The sequence below is a fragment of the Treponema sp. C6A8 genome, from assembly GCF_000619925.1.
GTDB lineage: Bacteria > Spirochaetota > Spirochaetia > Treponematales > Treponemataceae > Treponema_D.
The window spans coordinates 28,255-44,978 of record NZ_JHVB01000008.1 but is presented as its reverse complement, the minus strand read 5'-3'; the positions used below and the strand labels follow the sequence as shown (position 1 = coordinate 44,978).

General features: G+C 42.1%; 9 protein-coding genes. 7 read left to right on the top strand and 2 right to left on the bottom strand.

Going from position 1 to position 16,724, the window contains the following annotated elements:
* The first annotated feature begins 18 nt into the window (after positions 1–18).
* Genes T530_RS0107925 through T530_RS0107915 form a run of 3 tightly spaced genes read left to right on the top strand, consistent with a single transcriptional unit; the run spans position 19 to position 8,212 of the window.
* On the top strand, positions 19–3,174 hold the full coding sequence (locus T530_RS0107925; RefSeq protein WP_027728549.1) for a hypothetical protein: 3,156 nt from the start codon (positions 19–21) through the stop codon (positions 3,172–3,174).
* Positions 3,171–7,823 carry a SpoIIE family protein phosphatase gene (locus tag T530_RS0107920; protein ID WP_027728548.1) on the top strand — a complete coding sequence of 1,551 codons (4,653 nt, stop codon included), beginning with the start codon at positions 3,171–3,173 and terminating at the stop codon, positions 7,821–7,823. Before T530_RS0107925 ends, T530_RS0107920 begins: the two co-directional genes overlap by 4 nt.
* A gap of 53 nt (positions 7,824–7,876) precedes the next feature.
* Positions 7,877–8,212, top strand: a complete 336-nt coding sequence (locus T530_RS0107915) for a hypothetical protein (protein ID WP_027728547.1) — start codon at positions 7,877–7,879, stop codon at positions 8,210–8,212.
* Positions 8,213–8,262: 50 nt separating this feature from the next.
* Here the strand turns inward: T530_RS0107915 and T530_RS0107910 are convergent, their stop codons facing one another.
* Positions 8,263–8,850, bottom strand: a complete 588-nt coding sequence (locus tag T530_RS0107910; RefSeq protein WP_038074144.1) for a DJ-1 family glyoxalase III — start codon at positions 8,848–8,850, stop codon at positions 8,263–8,265.
* A gap of 284 nt (positions 8,851–9,134) precedes the next feature.
* Here T530_RS0107910 and T530_RS0107905 point away from each other — a divergent pair, with 284 nt between their 5' ends.
* The 3 genes from T530_RS0107905 to T530_RS0107895 all read left to right on the top strand — a co-directional run bounded on the left by T530_RS0107905 (position 9,135) and on the right by T530_RS0107895 (position 12,687).
* Positions 9,135–10,460 carry an aspartate kinase gene (locus T530_RS0107905; RefSeq protein ID WP_027728545.1) on the top strand — a complete coding sequence of 442 codons (1,326 nt, stop codon included), beginning with the start codon at positions 9,135–9,137 and terminating at the stop codon, positions 10,458–10,460.
* 191 nt (positions 10,461–10,651) lie between these two features.
* Positions 10,652–11,434, top strand: a complete 783-nt coding sequence (gene dapB / locus T530_RS0107900) for a 4-hydroxy-tetrahydrodipicolinate reductase (protein ID WP_027728544.1) — start codon at positions 10,652–10,654, stop codon at positions 11,432–11,434.
* 29 nt (positions 11,435–11,463) lie between these two features.
* Entirely contained in the window at positions 11,464–12,687 is a 1,224-nt protein-coding gene (locus T530_RS0107895; protein WP_027728543.1) for an LL-diaminopimelate aminotransferase, read from the top strand.
* 129 nt (positions 12,688–12,816) lie between these two features.
* Here the strand turns inward: T530_RS0107895 and T530_RS0107890 are convergent, their stop codons facing one another.
* Complete coding sequence (locus T530_RS0107890) at positions 12,817–14,028, bottom strand: hypothetical protein (protein ID WP_156011586.1); 1,212 nt, start codon at positions 14,026–14,028, stop codon at positions 12,817–12,819.
* Between the two features lie 167 nt (positions 14,029–14,195).
* Here T530_RS0107890 and T530_RS0107885 point away from each other — a divergent pair, with 167 nt between their 5' ends.
* Entirely contained in the window at positions 14,196–16,712 is a 2,517-nt protein-coding gene (locus T530_RS0107885) for a chemotaxis protein CheW (RefSeq protein ID WP_027728541.1), read from the top strand.
* The last annotated feature ends 12 nt before the right edge of the window (positions 16,713–16,724 follow it).

Here is a 16,724-nt window from a genome sequence, read left to right as displayed (position 1 = left end):
ATATAATATATACTATAAATGCCAAAAAAACTAGCGTTTCTGACATTAATATTTTTACTCTTTTTTCAGCCTTTTTCGCTTTTTTGCGGGCCAAAATCAGGGGCTAAAAAATATGATTTAACGCTTTCAAAAATAGATTCCCTCATCAAGCGTACCGAATATGATGAGGCACTGAAACTTTTAAACGACTACATTGCCGCTAATCCTGACAATTTTGATAATGCCCAGCTCAGAATAAAAACCATCATAAAGGCCAGAAAGGAATACTCAAAACTGGCAGACCGCCTTATTGATATGATTTTGAATCAGCCTGAAAACAACAAGGAAATCTACGAAATTATTGCCCAGCTTGAAAAATACGAGCGTCATCCTTCTGACGCAAACCTGCAGTTTATTGCCGACGTAAAAAAATCTGCCCAGTTCAACTATTTCCGCGCGGTTTTTACAGACATTCAGACTTCGGCCGCAAGCCTTACCATGACAGCTTCCTATGTGCCGGCCGTAGAAAAAATCAGGGAAGGCTTCTGGGTTTACAAGGACGATTTTTATGAGCAGTGGGAATCAAGGACAGAATTTACGAAAAAGGCAGATTCAATTCTTGCAGACCTTGAAAGAAATCTGACGGTCTTTGAAAGCCGCGAATATATCCAGAAAATTACAGACAGTGTTCAGAAATTTATTCAGTACGTAAATGCTGATGCCTATAAAGAGGCGCTTTCAACTTTCAGTGAAGTTCAGAAACATTTTGGCGAGATAAATCTTCTGCATCAGAAAATCAAAATGAACTGTAACGAGTTTGAAGAGCTTTTTGCTCAGGTTAAGGCTGTTGATAATGATGCCACCGATGCCTCCTACCTCCCTTTTATGATCCGCTATATCAAGGGGCTTGATTCAATTTCTCTCAGCGGAATAAACGGGGTTTTTAACGGCCTTTGGGATAATCTTTGCAAGAATATGAATAATGCGGTTTTTGTCCGCCTCAATTCAAAATACGATGCCTACTGCGCCGCCCTCAATCTTCAGACTCAGGAAAAAAGGCAGAATTATTCTGAACTTAATCTTTTTGAACTTTCCGATCAGGTACTTAATTATTCCATTCTTGAAAACCGCATAGTTGCCCTTTATGACATGAAATCAGGCTATGAAGCAGAAAATAATCCGCTCTGGAATTTCAGGATTTTAAACAGCTATCTTGCAAATCTTATTAATGAAACTCAGAATTTAAAAACTTCGCAAAATCAGATAAATCACATTCAGTCTGAGCAGGAAAAATTAATTGGAAGACTGTCTGATGAAAACCAGAATAAGGCCGAAGTCATAAATCAGCTTTTTGGAATCACAAAGCAGATTAGCAGCCTTATGGGCGTTCAGCAGGAAAGGACTCTGGAAAATGCCGCCTGGGCAAAAGATTATAATCAGCAGGGCTTTGAAAACTGGAAAAGTCTTTCGGATTATTATTCTTCTCTTCTGGCAGAAGTTTTTGCCCACGTTCAGAAAATTGATTTGCTTTCCTGGACTCAGATTTCGCGTTTTTACCGTTCTCTTTCAGACTTTTATGTGGCTGATGCGCGGGAACTTAATTCTTCCGGCTCTTATTTTGCAGCCGGCATAGCAGACAAGCTTACGGCAAAGCTTTCTTCAGATTTTAAGAAAAATGCAGCTCAGGCACAGAAATTTGTAAATCAACTTCAGATGGCAGAAAATACTTCAGAAATCTCTGATTTAGATCTTCTTTATAATTATCCTGATGTTGCAAAGTCTGTTTTTGAGCATTGTAATTCTCAGATAGACAAATACATTCAGAATATTGCCGACAGTGACAAGCTTCTTTCAGATTTTTATGATAACAACGCCCAGTGGACTTCTGATGAAGAGATTTCTGGAATTGAGACAGACAATAAACGTTATTTTTCTACAAATATCAGCATGCTTTTAGACTTAAAGAATAAAAATGCTGAGCAGATTGCCCTTTGTGACTCAAAAATCCTTGCAGCACGACTTTCCCGCAACGAGGGTGATATTCGTTTTGATGAGGCGGAGGCTGCCTATAAAAAGCAGAACTTTGCTCTTGCCAGAAAGAAACTTCAGGATTCACTTACAAAATATGATGAGTCGCTTTCAAATCAGGATGACCAGGATTTCCGTCTGGCCTGCGATAAAAAGCTTTCTGAACTGGCCGCAAAAATTACCCGCGCTGAAAATGAAGTAGTTGTAGTTGAAGTTCGTAACCTTAAAACTCTTGCAAAGGATGCTTATTTTAACGGCCGCTTTGATGATGCAGAAAAATATCTGACTCAGGCAAGAAACCGCTGGGCAGATACAAACTCAACTGAAGATGAAGAAATTACAAACCTTATGACCTTTGTAAATACTGCAGTTTCAATGAACACCGGCCGCGAGATTTTACCAAGCTACCCGCAGTATCCTGAAATGTCGCAGCTTCTGGACATTGCTCATGAATACTACAATTCTGGAAGTGAAAAATATACTTCGGGAAATAAAAAAGAGGGTGAGGCAGATTTGAATAAAGCCCTGCAGAGTGTTCAGAAGGTTCAGTATGTATATCCTTTGAATCAGGAATCTTCGATTTTGACTCTTAAAATCAATAAACTTAAGGATCCTGATAAATTCCGCGAAGAATTCAGCCAGAAAATTGAAGCCGCAAAATTCATGTGCATGGGAAACGAAACCCGCCGCGAAGGCTATGCAAATCTTCTGGACTATTATCAGCTGGAACCTGATTATCCGGGCCTTAAAAATCTTATTTACCAGACAGAAATTGATATCGGAATCAGAAAAAAGCCTGTGGACAATTCAGACCAGAAAAAGGCAAAGAATTTTTATAATGAAGCCCGCCAGATTTTTTCCGGGGCTGGAAGTGACCGTATCAAGCTGAATAATGCCCTTGCAAAAATCAATCAGAGCCTTTCCCTCAACTCAGATGATAAGGATGCGATGAAGCTTAAAGACCAGATTACAACCCGCATTGGAGGAAGCGCTTCAACAGTTCTTTCTACAGAAGATGAGCGTCTTTATCAGCTTGCAATTCAGAGACTTCAGAATAATAATATTTCAGGGGCTAATGCCATTGTTTCAAGACTTTTGCAAAAGCCGGAAAACGCATATTCTCAAAAAATAAAGGAACTTAAGGTAAAAATAGACGCAAGATCATGATTTCTTTGGCCCGTGTAAAAAAACATCTGATTAGCTTCTCAACTGCGCTTATTCTGCTTTTTGCGGGCGGAAATCCTGTCTTTGCAAAGGATTTTTACTGGGAAAATCCTTTTTCATTTACGACTGGCGATGCCCGCTTCCCAAGCACCTTAAGCACTGAAGAGGGCGGCCTTGTTTTCTGGCAGAATGTTGATACTGCAAAAAAGGAAATCTATATTTCCTGCCGGAATTATTCTTCTCCGGGGGAGTTTTTTAACAGCGAAAATTTTGCAGGGCCTTTCTCCTATTCCGGCGATGAAGTCCCTTATATTTACACGACGGCTTCCCTTAAATCCGGGCTCACTGCTGTTGCAGTTTTAAGTGAAAAAAATCAGATTTCGGTTTACACGACTTCAGATTATGGTCGAAGCTGGAAATCCTGCAATATAAAAACTTCCGGCCTTATGGTTGCGCCCCGCATTTTTACAGGCGGCGGCGAAAAGAAAGACCGCTTTAAAATGTTTATTTCGGCTGGCGAGGAAAACTCCTTCATGCTTTACGAAAGCGTGTCTTCAGACGGACTTTCCTGGTCGAATTTCGAGCAGTTTAAGCCCGCTTCAAAGCTGAGAAACCCATTCCTTCCATATCTTTCAAGTCTTGACGGCAGCGACGCTGTAGTTTTCCAGGCCCAGTATGTGAATCCTGTAACAAGCCGAATTTCTTATCAGCTTTATCTTACCGTGCAGAATTCAGACAACAGGTCATGGAGTGAGGCGGTTTTAATTTCAGACAGGCAGTCTCTTTCCTTGCGTGATACCGGAGATTTTTACGATTATCAGAATCAGAGGCCTGTAATTTATAATTTTGACGGCAAGGCCAATCTCTGCTGGGAGCGAACTTCAAGAAATAATACTAGCATCTGGTTTGCAATCCTTAATAAAAATGGAATTGAGCCTTTAACAAGTGAGTCTGTAACAACTTCCGGAAACGCTTCCCGCGCCGTTCTTTTTGAATATGATGATAAACTCTGTCTTTCCTGGTTTGATAACCGGCGGGGTAGGGAAGGCGCTTACATGGCTTTGCGTCAGGGCAGCTATTGGGAAGAAGCGGCTCTTTGCGAAAATGAAAATTCAAATCAGTTTGTTTCTCCTCTTATTCTTTCTGATAATAACAGTGACTCTGGAAAGGTTCTGACTTTTGTCTGGCAGCAGACTTCTAAATCAAAAAGAAATTCGATAGCCTTTCTTGCTCCGGACCGCAGTGTTGCAACTCCTGTAATTGTTCCCGGCAACTTCCAGAAAAATAAAAAATCTGGCAAAACAATTCCGGAATTTCAGGTTCAGCTTCCAAAGGATTCTTCGAATATTGCAGGCTATTCTTATATCTGGACCCGAAATTCTGAAGAGCTGCCTGCAAAAACTGTCGCTCACTTCCCTAAGGAAACAAAAATACGTACAAAGGCGCTTGAAGGTGACGGTTCCTACTATCTTATTCTTATTGCCCAGGATTATGCCGGTAACTGGTCTGCTCCTGCCGTAATGGAATATAAGCTTGATACTACGCCGCCTCTTCCTCCTCAGCTGCCTGAGTCTCAGGCCTGCGATAAATTCGGCTTTTTGACTTCGAATTCCTTCCGCCTTGAATGGGGGCCTTCTCCAAGTGACGATGTAGTTTCCTATATTTACCGCCTGGACTATGCGGGAGAGATTTCGGAAAAACTTTATCAGTCGCCGGGACATAAATTCACCCTTTCACAAGAGAGGGCTGAAAAAGAACTTGCAGCACTTCGTCAGAAATATCAGAACCAGCTTTCAAAAAAACGCCGTATGACAGGTAACGGGGCCTATACAGTTTCAGGCCTGAAATCCCGCCTCTTCCAGAATCTTTCAAATGGCGTTTATGTCATGTCTGTTTCTTCGGTGGATGAAGTTGGAAACGTAAGCGAGCCTTCGCAGACCTTTGTTTTCCTCAATAAGTACAAGCCTTCTACTGTGATTAAGCAGGCAGAACTTAAAAAAGATGAATATGGCGAAGACCAGCTTTCGATTTATGGAAGCGGCTTTACCTACGATGGAACTGTCACCCGTCTTATCATTGACCGTGATGGAAAGGCCCCTTATGACCTGGAACTTTCAGTAAAAAACAATCAGTTCAAAGTTCTTAATGACAGCCTTATCAGTAAAATTGTTATTGGCAGCGTCGGCTCAGAACTTGATGAAGGCCAGTATAAAATCGGTCTTTATCATACAGACCGCGGATTATATTTTTCCGGCGCCCTGTTGAATATACAGCAGAGCGGAACCTTGAAAATTGAAGGCGAATATCAAAAGCCTGTCCGCTTCAGAAACTTTAAAGACGTAAAACATGCTGTCGGTATTGCCTTTATTCTTGCCTCTCTTTTGATAATTTTTATCTGCCTTGTCTTTGCATCTTTCTTAACAAGGTACACGCTTTCAATTTATGAAGAAGTTTCAAATAAGAAAATAGTAAAAAATCTTTTTGTTGGGGGAAAAGTTCGCATGTCAAAACGATTTTCATTATTCAGACCTTCACTCAGGAAAAAACTTGTCGTCTTTACTTTCAGCCTGATTATCATTGTTGTAATGGGCGTTTCTGTATTGAGCGGACGCAACAATATAAGCCTGCATGAACTTACTTTGGCAGAAGGCCTTGAAAACCGCACCAGCGTTCTGCTTGAAAGCCTTTGTACCGGTGTTAAAAACTTCTTCCCAGCCAACAATATTCTTGAACTGACTTCACTTCCACGCCAGAAAGACGCCATGAGCGAAGTTGAATACGTAACGATTGTCGGTCAGCCTATGAATTCGACTTCAAGTGAAAATCTTCGTTATGTCTGGGCTTCAAACGATCCGAACATCCTTACAAAAATTGATACCGTTGAACTGTCTTACGGCCGCTCTCAGATAACAGATGAAGCTGTCCTGCAGATTCTTAATGATTTAGCCCCAATTGATATGTGGGTCAGCCAGAATGAGCAGGAACTGTCAGATAAAATAGAAGGACTTTCTCATCAGGCTGATATTCTTTATGCCCGCGGTTCTGATGATGATTTTGCCCAGGCTGAATATACTTCGGAAGGTGTTGTAACACTGCGTAATAAAATCGATTCAGATTTGCTGGCGATTGCGCAGAATTCAACAGGTTCTTATCCTCATTTTGATTCATCAAATCTTGATTACGAAAATACAGATTATATTTTCTATCGTCCGGTTTTATACCGCCGCGGTACTACCAACAATTATGTTCACGCGGTTGTTCTGGTAAAGCTTTCAACTCAGACTCTTGTCGATTCTATAATTTCTGAGACAAAAGGGATTGTCGTTTTTGGCGTCATCATCACAGTTATTGCCCTCTTAATCGGAATGTTCGGTGCCTCTCTCTTTGCAATGATTATTGTTCACCCGGTAAGACAGCTTGAAAGACACGTTCAGTTAATCGGCCGCACAAAAAATAAGCTCAATCTTAAGGGAAAGGATATTCACATCCGCTCGAAGGATGAAATCGGCCGCCTGGGTGATGCGGTAAATTACATGACCCATGAACTTGTTGCTGTTGCAGAGGAGGAGGCGCTTACAATGGACGGTAAGGCTGTCCAGAATGCCTTCCTCCCCCTTACCAGCGACGACTTTAATAATAAAAAGACAACGGCGCAGTATAAAGATGACCAGGTTGAATGCTTCGGTTACTACGAGGGTGAATCCGGGGTTTCGGGCGACTACTTTGATTACCGCCGCCTTGATAAGGAATGGTTTGTTGCAATCAAGTGCGATGCTTCCGGTCACGGAATCCCGGCGGCCATTATCATGACAGTCGTTGCTACAATCTTCCGCCGCTATTTTGACCACTGGACTTTTAAGCACGACGGTTCAAATATCAACCGTGTTGTTGACCAGATTAATGATTTTATCGAAAAGCTTGGACTCAAGGGAAAGTTTGCAACCCTCATCATCTGTCTTATCAATCTTAAGACTGGAGAGCTTTACACCTGTAATGCCGGCGACCGAATTTTCCATATTTTCGAAGCCGCTTCAAGAAAAATTAAAACCGTTACCCTGGCTTCAGCCCCGACAGCAGGCGTTTTCTCAAATGACCTGCTTCAGATGAGGGGTGGTTTTGCCGTAGAAAAGCATCATCTGAATAAGGGTGATGTTCTCTACCTCTACACTGACGGTATTGAAGAATCTACCCGTCGTGTCCGCGAAGCAGACTTCACTGTAAAACGAGCCGAGATAAACGGAAAAATCGATGACGTTAAAGAAGAGTTTGGAACTGAACGGATTACTTCTATTATTGAATCAGTTTTAAATCGAAAGGATTATGAATTAACCAAGCTTGAAAATCCTCGGGCAGATGAAAAACTTCACTTTAATTTTACAAAGTCTCAGGGAACAATCGAAGATTCAATTATTGCCCTGGCTTCCTGTGAAAAGGTTTTCAGATTGTATAAAACTCCTGTAGTTCCTCAGACAGAATATGTCCGCGTTGACAAAAAAATTGACGCTTTCTTAAAGAAATATTTTTCCCGCTATGATTTTTATGCCGCCGCCAGCGAAGCAGGGGCCGGTGAGCCTAACTATGTCGACTACAACCAGGTACTGGAAGATGAACAGTCTGACGATTTGACGCTTTTAGCAATAAAAAGACTTTGAAAAATCTGAAAAGGGTATTATATTAATTTATATACTTATAGAGAGGTGTACTTATGGATACTGAAGATATTGTAAACAAAGTAAAGCTGGCGCTTTCAAAGGGAGCTGCCGGCGCAATGTCAGCTTTTGAAAAGGCAGGCGACAAAGTTCAGAAATTCTCTGATGCAAGTGTTGTTAAAATAGAAAAAAAACAGCTTGAAATGAAGCGTGATGCAAAATATCAGGCTTTGGGAGAAAAACTTTCTGCCCTTATTGCAGAAAAGAAGATTGAACTTCCGGAAGGCGTAGTTATTGAAGTTGAACCTATTCAGGAAGAAATCCAGACCCTTACAAATCAGATTAAAGAAAAGAACGATTTGCTTGAAAAAGGCAAGGAAGAAGATAAATAAGAAAAGGGGGCTTTCAAGCCCCCTTTGGTTTTTTATCTATATTATTTGTTTTATCGCTGTAAAGTTCCGTCGTGAATCTTTTTTGCGACTTCGTCACCGCACAAAAGCCTTATCAATTCCATTGCAAATTCTTCAGCGGCACCGGCTCCGCGTGCTGTAATCAATTTTCCGTCAGTAATAAAAACCTTGTCTTCATATTTCAACTGATAATCAGGATGACTTTCTTTTTGCATTCCAGGATAGCAGGTCCAGCGTTTTCCTTCCGGCACCTTGGTTTTTCCAAGCACAACTGCAGGACTGGCACAGATTGCGCTTACATATCTGCCGTCGTCATAGCATTTATCAAGATGTTCAAGGAGCTCTGCGCACTCAGAAAGATTGTCAGCTCCCACTGAACCACCCGGACAGAAAACTAAATCCGGTTCATTGTCTGCGTACTTTGCAAGGTATTCCTTTAATGTTGTATCTGCAATTACAGGAATCTTGTGCGAGCCTGTAACAGTTTTTCCTTCTTTCATAGTTGGTGAAGGAATTGCAACTGTAATAAGCTCAACTCCAGCCCTTCTCAAATAATCTACCGGCGTAAGCGCCTCAACTTCTTCAAATCCATCTGCCAGAAAAACTGCTGCTTTTTTCATATTCAAAAACCTCTTGTTTCAATTTTATAGTGATTTTATAAAAAAGACAAATCTGAAATTTTAGAAAGAAAAAATGGCGTTAGGGAGTGGAGCGTGTGGTAAAAACATTCTATTTTTGTCTGCCGCGCTAGCGGCGCATGCAATAGTTTCCTTACAAAAATAGCATGTAGCGAGGTACCGAGCGGTTTTGACACATGCTCCACGACCGGAAGCCATTTTTTTTATTAAAAAATATTTAAGAACTGTACTTTTACTAAACCTTGTAAATCACTATAATCTCACCTATGATAGTAATGAAATTCGGCGGCTCCAGCGTCGCCAATGCAGAAAGAATCAAACATGTTGCTTCAATTATAAAAGCATATCAGCAGAATCGTCCGGCAGTAGTTTTGTCAGCCATGGGCGATACAACCGATCATCTTCTGGCAGCTGCCGACGATGCAGTAAACGGAAAAGTTGACATTGCACAGGTTGCAAAACTTCACCGCGAAACAATTACCGCACTTGAACTTGACGGCACAGAAACAGAAGCCCTTTTGTCAGAGCTCAACCAGCTTCTTACTGGCATTTCAATGCTCAAAGAGCTTACAAAACGTACCCGCGACTATCTTGTTTCTTTTGGTGAAAGACTTTCAGTCCGCATTATGGCAGCCTATCTTAAAAAACAGGGAATTCCAGCCCGCTTCTACGATGCCTGGGACATCGGAATTGTCAGCGACTCTGCATTTATGTCCGCTGAGCTTCTTGATGAAGTCTGGGAAAATATTCCCCGTTATCTTACAGCCTATAAAAACGGCGATGACAATCAGATTCCAATCGTAACTGGCTTTATCGCAAAAGATAAAAAAGGAAACATCACAACTCTTGGCCGCGGCGGTTCAGACCTTACTGCAACTATCATCGGTTCTGCAATGGGAGCCGAAGAAATCCAGACCTGGAAGGATGTTGACGGTATTCTTACAACTGATCCACGCATCTGCAAGGACGCAAAAACTGTTCCTGAAGTTACTTACGAAGAAGCTCAGGAACTTGCAATGTTCGGTGCCCAGGTTCTTCATCCCCGCTCGATGGTTCCTTGCCGCAAAACAGGCACTCCGGTTCGCGTAAAGAACTCTTACAATATTCAGAGCCCGGGTTCTATCATCGTAGAAAAGCACACTGGAAAAGTTCCTCCGGTTTGCGCAATTACAACTGTAAAACACATCACCCTTATTGATATTGTTTCTTCCCGTATGCTGGGCGCCGCAGGCTTCCTTGCCCACGTTTTCAACAACTTCCTCAAGTGGAATGTAAGCATCGACGTAATTGCAACTTCAGAAGTTTCAGTTTCCCTTACAGTAAACACAAAGTCAGATCTTTCTGGTCTTGTAAAAGATCTTGAAGAGGCCAGCGAAGTTTCAGTTCACACAGGAAAGTCAATCGTTACAATCGTTTGTGACGCGGCTCATTCTTCTGCAATTCTTGCCAGCGGATTTGCCGTTCTTGCCGACGAAGGAATCAACGTCCAGATGATCAGCCAGGGCGCAAGCAAGGTAAACATCAGCATGATTGTTGACGACGACGAAGCCGATAAGACTGTTCAGATTTTGCACGGAGCATTCTTTAACTAGGTTATAGGTGCTGGGTTTTAGGTTATAGGCAGGGATGGGGGAGGTCTCCCCCTCGCTTCAAACGTACGCAGCTTTGCTGCTACCGTTTTCCGCTACCCCCTCTGCGGGCTCAAACGCCGCCCGCAACGCCTGCTGCTAAAATCCTAACACCTGATACCTTGAACCTGATACCTGAAAACCGGAGGTTTTTAATGAAAATAGCTTTAGTTGGATATGGAAAAATGGGGCACATGATAGAAGTGTGTGCTAAAAAAGCCGGTCACGAGGTTGTAGCAACAATCGACGTAATGGCAGAAGACGCTACAAATAAAATCCCTGCCGGAGATGAGCAGGCTCTTACCCGCGCTGTAAAATCAAGCGGGGCAGAGGGAGTTATCGAATTCTCTCATCCTACAGCCGTTATGGGAAACATCAAGGCTTTACTCCCTCTTGGACTTCCAATCGTAGTTGGAACAACAGGCTGGAACGACAAGCACGATGAAGTAAACAAAATGGCAGCTGATTGCGGCGGAGTTATCATGACTTCTGCAAACTTTTCAATCGGCGTAAATATGTTCTATAAAATTGTAGAAGAAGCTGCAAAACTCATGGCTGAATATTCAGATTACGATGTTGCAACCTGGGAAGCTCACCACAATCAGAAGGCAGACAGCCCTTCAGGAACTGCTTTGGAAATTGCCCGCCGCGTAATGCTTGGCAATAAAAACAAAACAGAAATCGTAACAGATGCCTTCCACGAACGTCCAAAGGCTAATCAGCTTCACGTAAGCTCAACCCGCTGCGGAAACATTCCTGGAACTCATAAAGTATTCTTTGACGGAACTGCCGACACAATCGAGCTTACTCACACAGCCCGCAGCCGCGAAGGCTTTGCCGTAGGTTCAGTAAAAGCTCTGGAAAAACTTTCATCAGCCGTAAAGACAGGAAAATTGTCAAAAGGTAAGCTTTACGGCTGGGATGATTTGTTTAATTAATTAGAAACGCTAAAAAAGGATTTAAAACTATGATTACACGTAACGAAGGATTTGCAAACTTAACTGCCGGTTACCTCTTTCCTGAGGTTGCTCGCCGCCGCCGCGAATATGCTGCTTCTCACCCGGAAGCAAAAATTATCAGTCTTGGAATTGGTAACACAACAGAACCTCTTCCAAAGTTTATTGCAAAGGCAATGGCTGATTATTCTATCGGACTTTCTACACCAGAAGGATACTCTGGTTACGGAGACGAGCAGGGTAATACAGAACTCCGCAAGAAAATTGCAGAAGTATGGTACAAGGGCCTGGCAGATGAATCAGAAGTATTTATTTCTGATGGCGCTAAATGTGATATTGCCCGCATTCAGACTCTCTTCGGACGCAATGTAAAGATTGCCGTCCAGGACCCGGCTTATCCTGTTTATGTAGACGGTTCTGTAATCGTTGGCGCTGCAGGTAAAAATAATGGAACTGGTTACGAAGGCGTTACTTACATGCCTTGTACACCGGAAAACGACTTCTTCCCTGATTTGTCTGTAGTAGAACCTGATTCTTTGATTTATTTCTGTTCTCCAAATAACCCTACAGGCGCTGTTGCAACAAAAGAACAGCTTAAAAAACTTGTAGATTTTGCAAACAAAAACGGTTGTATCATCATTTTTGACGGCGCTTACCGCGAGTTTATCCGCGATCCTGAGTTGCCAAAAACAATTTTTGAAATTGAAGGCGCCCGCACCTGTGCAATCGAAATCAACTCATTTTCAAAGCCTGCCGGATTTACAGGTGTACGTCTTGGCTGGTCAATTGTTCCAAATGATTTGAAATTTGCAGACGGCACAAGCGTAAACCGCGACTGGAACCGCGTAATGACAACCTTGTTCAATGGTGCTTCAAACGTAGTTCAGGCTGGCGGTCTTGCATGTCTTGAGCCGGAAGGTCTTAAGGCAATGAAAGAAGTAATCGACTACTATCTTGAAAACGCCGCTCTTATAAAGAAGACTTTTGAAGGCGAAAACTTCAAGAAAGCCGGTGCAGAAGTTTACTTTACCGGAAACTCTCCATATATCTGGGTAAAATTCCCTGGAAAGAAGAGCTGGGGTGTATTCGACACTCTCCTGGACAAGTGCAATGTTGTAACAACTCCGGGAAGTGGCTTCGGTCCTGCCGGTGAATCTTTCATCCGAATCAGTGCCTTCGGTCACCACGCCGACGTACAGGAAGCCTGCTCAAGACTTTCTAAACTGGCACTCTAGTTAAATTAAAAAGCCCGGAAATCCGGGCTTTTTTATTGTCATCCGTAGGCTTACAAGCCTTTTAAGTCTCATGTCATTCTCAGACTTATTATTTATATGTCATTCTCGGGTTTGACCCGAGAATCCCTCCTACAACTTACACTTATAACCTAAGTCAATCACAAAAGCCTTTCCCGGCTTCTTGTTTACAAACTCGTGGAATTTGATTTTAAGGGCAGTATTTAAGCTTCCTGCCAGGATGTTTGTAGAAAAATACGGAATTACATAGGCGTGAAGGTCAGAAATATTAAAGCTGTCTGGCGGCAATAAATCATCTATATATTTATCATCAAAACCAGCGCCAAAGTGCATACCGATTGTAAAGAGATTGTTTCTTGTATTTACATTCTGGAAGATATTCAAATTGATTCCCATTGTATCATCCAGAATCATAAGTTCTGATACAGTATTTTTTGGAAGAATATATAACGAAACATGGGTATGTCCTACGCCGTTATAAAAACGTGGCTCAATCAAGAAATAGCAGGTTTCAGGGCTTACTGCCATTGTATTTGCTTTCGGTTCAATTGAAGCATTATTAATTCCCAGCTGAGAGAAAAGTGATGCGGCAGTATAATTATTTCCTATTAATAATGTACTTCCCATATGCCAGTACAATTTGTTAATGGCAACAATTACATCTTTTCCCTGGCTCTTATCAGCCAAAGGTGCTCCCAATCCAGCTGCAAGGTCCATAGTAAAATAATGGAATGAAAGCGCTCCACGCAAATCTATGTTAAATACCTTGTACTCTGGGTCCTCGCTGTTTACATACGCGTATAATCCTATAAGAGTCGGAAGGGTATAAGATTTTAAAACATCGGCTACTCCAATACCCCACTGAGGATAGAGAATTGAATTTCCTGTTCCCAGCCAGCTGTCTGTTACTTTTGATGCAATTCCTTCAATTCCAAAATAGCGCTGAAGCAGAATGTCGGAACCAATCGGATCGTACATACCAATAAAGGCACTCAGATAATTTACAATGCTTGTAAAAGTCATTTTTCCGGTAATAGAAAGTTCATCAATGCGGAACTGGGCAGGAGTTTTTTTGAAAATCTCATCTGTTAAAAGATTGTCTGTATCTATAGAAAATTCCAGATGAGACCAGACATTCTGATTAAAATTAAACTGTCCTGCAAAGAAGGCCTGAAGTTTTAATTCTCCTTCATAGTCATCAGCCTGTTCGTTAGCTCCCTGATTAAGTTTTCCTCCTGCATATCCTGTAAAAGCAGTAACTCCAAAAACTCTGGAAGCGGCAGAAACCAGTAATAATATAGAAACAAGAAACTCCTTTTTCATATTAACCTCTGTGAAAGCTGTAAAAAGTTTAAAACACTCCTTTCTTATTATCGGCATAAATTAAAATCTTCTTTAAGAATTTCTTCCTCCTCTTCAAAAATAAATATTTATTATCATTTTTATCTTTTTTGCTTGAAATATAGTTTTTTTAGAATATAATTTATTCTATGAGCGATTATCTTGATCCAAATAATGAAGAACTCTTGAAAGACTTCTTTGCTGAAGCTGAGCAGCAGGTAGAACAGCTCGAAAGTAACATCCTTGTTATTGAAGGCGATCCTACTAATCATGATGCTATTGATGAAATTTTCCGCGCTGCCCATACTCTTAAAGGTGGTTCTGCAACTGTTGAAATGACTGAAATTACTCATTTTACCCACACAGTTGAAGATGTTCTTGACGAAGTGCGTTCAGACAGAGTTAAGGTTGATGAAAATATCGTTGATATACTCCTTTCCTCTATCGATGTAATAAAAGCGATGCTCGAAGCTCGGCAGAATGGTTCTGTTTATGAAGAAGATACCAGTGCCATTGTGTCTAAACTCCAGGCTTATATTCCTGCAAAGGATGCAAAAGGAAAACCAATTGCACAGTCTGTAGCCGCTCCAGCACCTGCGCCAGAGCCAACTCCGGCTCCAGCTCCAGAATCTGCCCAGGCTGCTCCTGCTGCCAGTGGCATAGTACTTCCTGAACTTAGTGAAGATGAATATCAGGAACTTAAGCAGACTTGCGAAGGCAATCAGAAGCTCTGGTGTATCGCAGTTAGATTTGATGAAAGCAACCCTATGAACTCGGTTGGTGGTATTCAGGTATTTGCAGCCTTAAAGGCAATAGGTAATGTCCTTAAAACAAATCCTGATTTTGATGCCCTTTATGAAGATCAGTTCTATGAATGGGTTTATTACTATGTTGCAACTGATGCTGAAGGCTCTGCAATTGAAGATACTGCCTTCTTGAGTGATGTAACTTTAGTAACAGATGCTCAGCTTATAACTGATGCAAATTATAAGGGGGGTGCCGCTGCAGCTCCTGCAGCTCCAGCTCCACAGGCCGCGCCAGTTCCTCAGCCGGCTCCTGCACAGGCAGCTCCTGCAGCAAGTGCTCCGGTTTCTCCTTCTCCAGATATGCCTGCAGGCGAAATCAGCGCCGCTCAAAATGACCTCTTGAACGATATTCTTAATGATAATGTTCTTAAGCCTGAGCCAAAACCAGCTGCCCCTGCGGCTCCAGCTCCTGCTGCCGCTCCTAAGGCAGAAGAAAAGAAAGCTGAGGCAAAACCAGCGGCAGGTGCTGCTCATGCGGCTCAGCAGGGCTCAATTCTGCGTGTAGATTCACGCCGAATCGACTATCTTTTGAATCTTGTTTCAGAAGCCGTAATTACAAAGGCTTCATTCAATCAGCTTGCCGCCCAGACTTCAAGTGAACTCAACCACTTCCAGGCTTTGCAGGCTGAATACAAGGAAAAACTCCGCAGTCTATTTGACCATCTTACAGATTATATGGAAAAGGTTAAGGACGGAGAAAATCCTGCTGAAGTTAAAAAAGCAATCGTTCAGGAATACGGCGATTTGGGTTCTGTTTTCGAAGCATACGAGGCAGAATCAAAAGGAATTACAGGCCGCTTCCGTTCTACAACTCAGAACCTTGGAACTATTGCCAGTGAACTTCAGGAAGGTGTAATGAAAATCCGAATGGTTCCTATCAATCAGATTTTCAGCCGCTTCCCTCGCGTTGTACGAGACTTGCAGCGTGATTTGAACAAGAAAATCGACTTGGTAATTGAAGGTGAGGATACAGAACTTGATAAATCGGTAGTAGAAGATTTGCTTGACCCGATTATGCACTGTGTTCGAAACTCAGTTGACCATGGTATTGAAATGCCGGATGTACGAAAAGCTGCCGGAAAACCGGAAACTGGTACAGTTCTTCTTAAAGCGTCTAACGAAGGTAACCAGATTGTTATCGAAATTAAAGATGACGGTGCCGGCGTTGACGTAGAAAAGGTTAAGGCAAAGGCTATAGAAAAAGGCCTTATCCATCCTGACAAGCAGATCACTGAGCAGGATGCCTTCCAGCTTATTATGATGCCAGGCTTCTCTACAGCGGCTACAATTTCTAATATTTCTGGTCGTGGTGTAGGTCTGGACGTTGTAAAGACTATGATTAATAACCTTAAGGGTACAATCACAGTTAATTCAGCAAAAGGAAAGGGAACAAGCTTTATAATTAAGCTTCCGCTTACACTTGCAATTATTCAGGGACTTTTGGTTCGCGTTGGAACAGAAGTTTACTCAATCCCGATTGCAAACGTTATTGAAAGCCAGTGTGTAAAGATTACAGATATTAATCACATTGATAACTACGAAGTAATGAATGTTCGTAACGAAGTTATCACTGTGCTTCGTCTTGCGCGTCTTTTTGGTATGCCGGAAGCAGAGCAGAAGGACGAGTGTTATATCGTAATTGTAGGTAACCAGGATAAGAAGATTGGTGTAATGGTTGATGCCCTTGTCGGCGAAGAGGACGTTGTAATTAAACCTCTGAAAGACCAGTTTACTAATTCTCCGGGAATTGCCGGAGCTTCAATCCTGGGTGATGGTTCTGTTTCATTGATTATTGATGTTGGTGCTTTGCTTGATCTTGGAGTTAAGCAGGAACAGCTGGATCAGGAACAGAGTGCATAAAAGGAGTCGGAA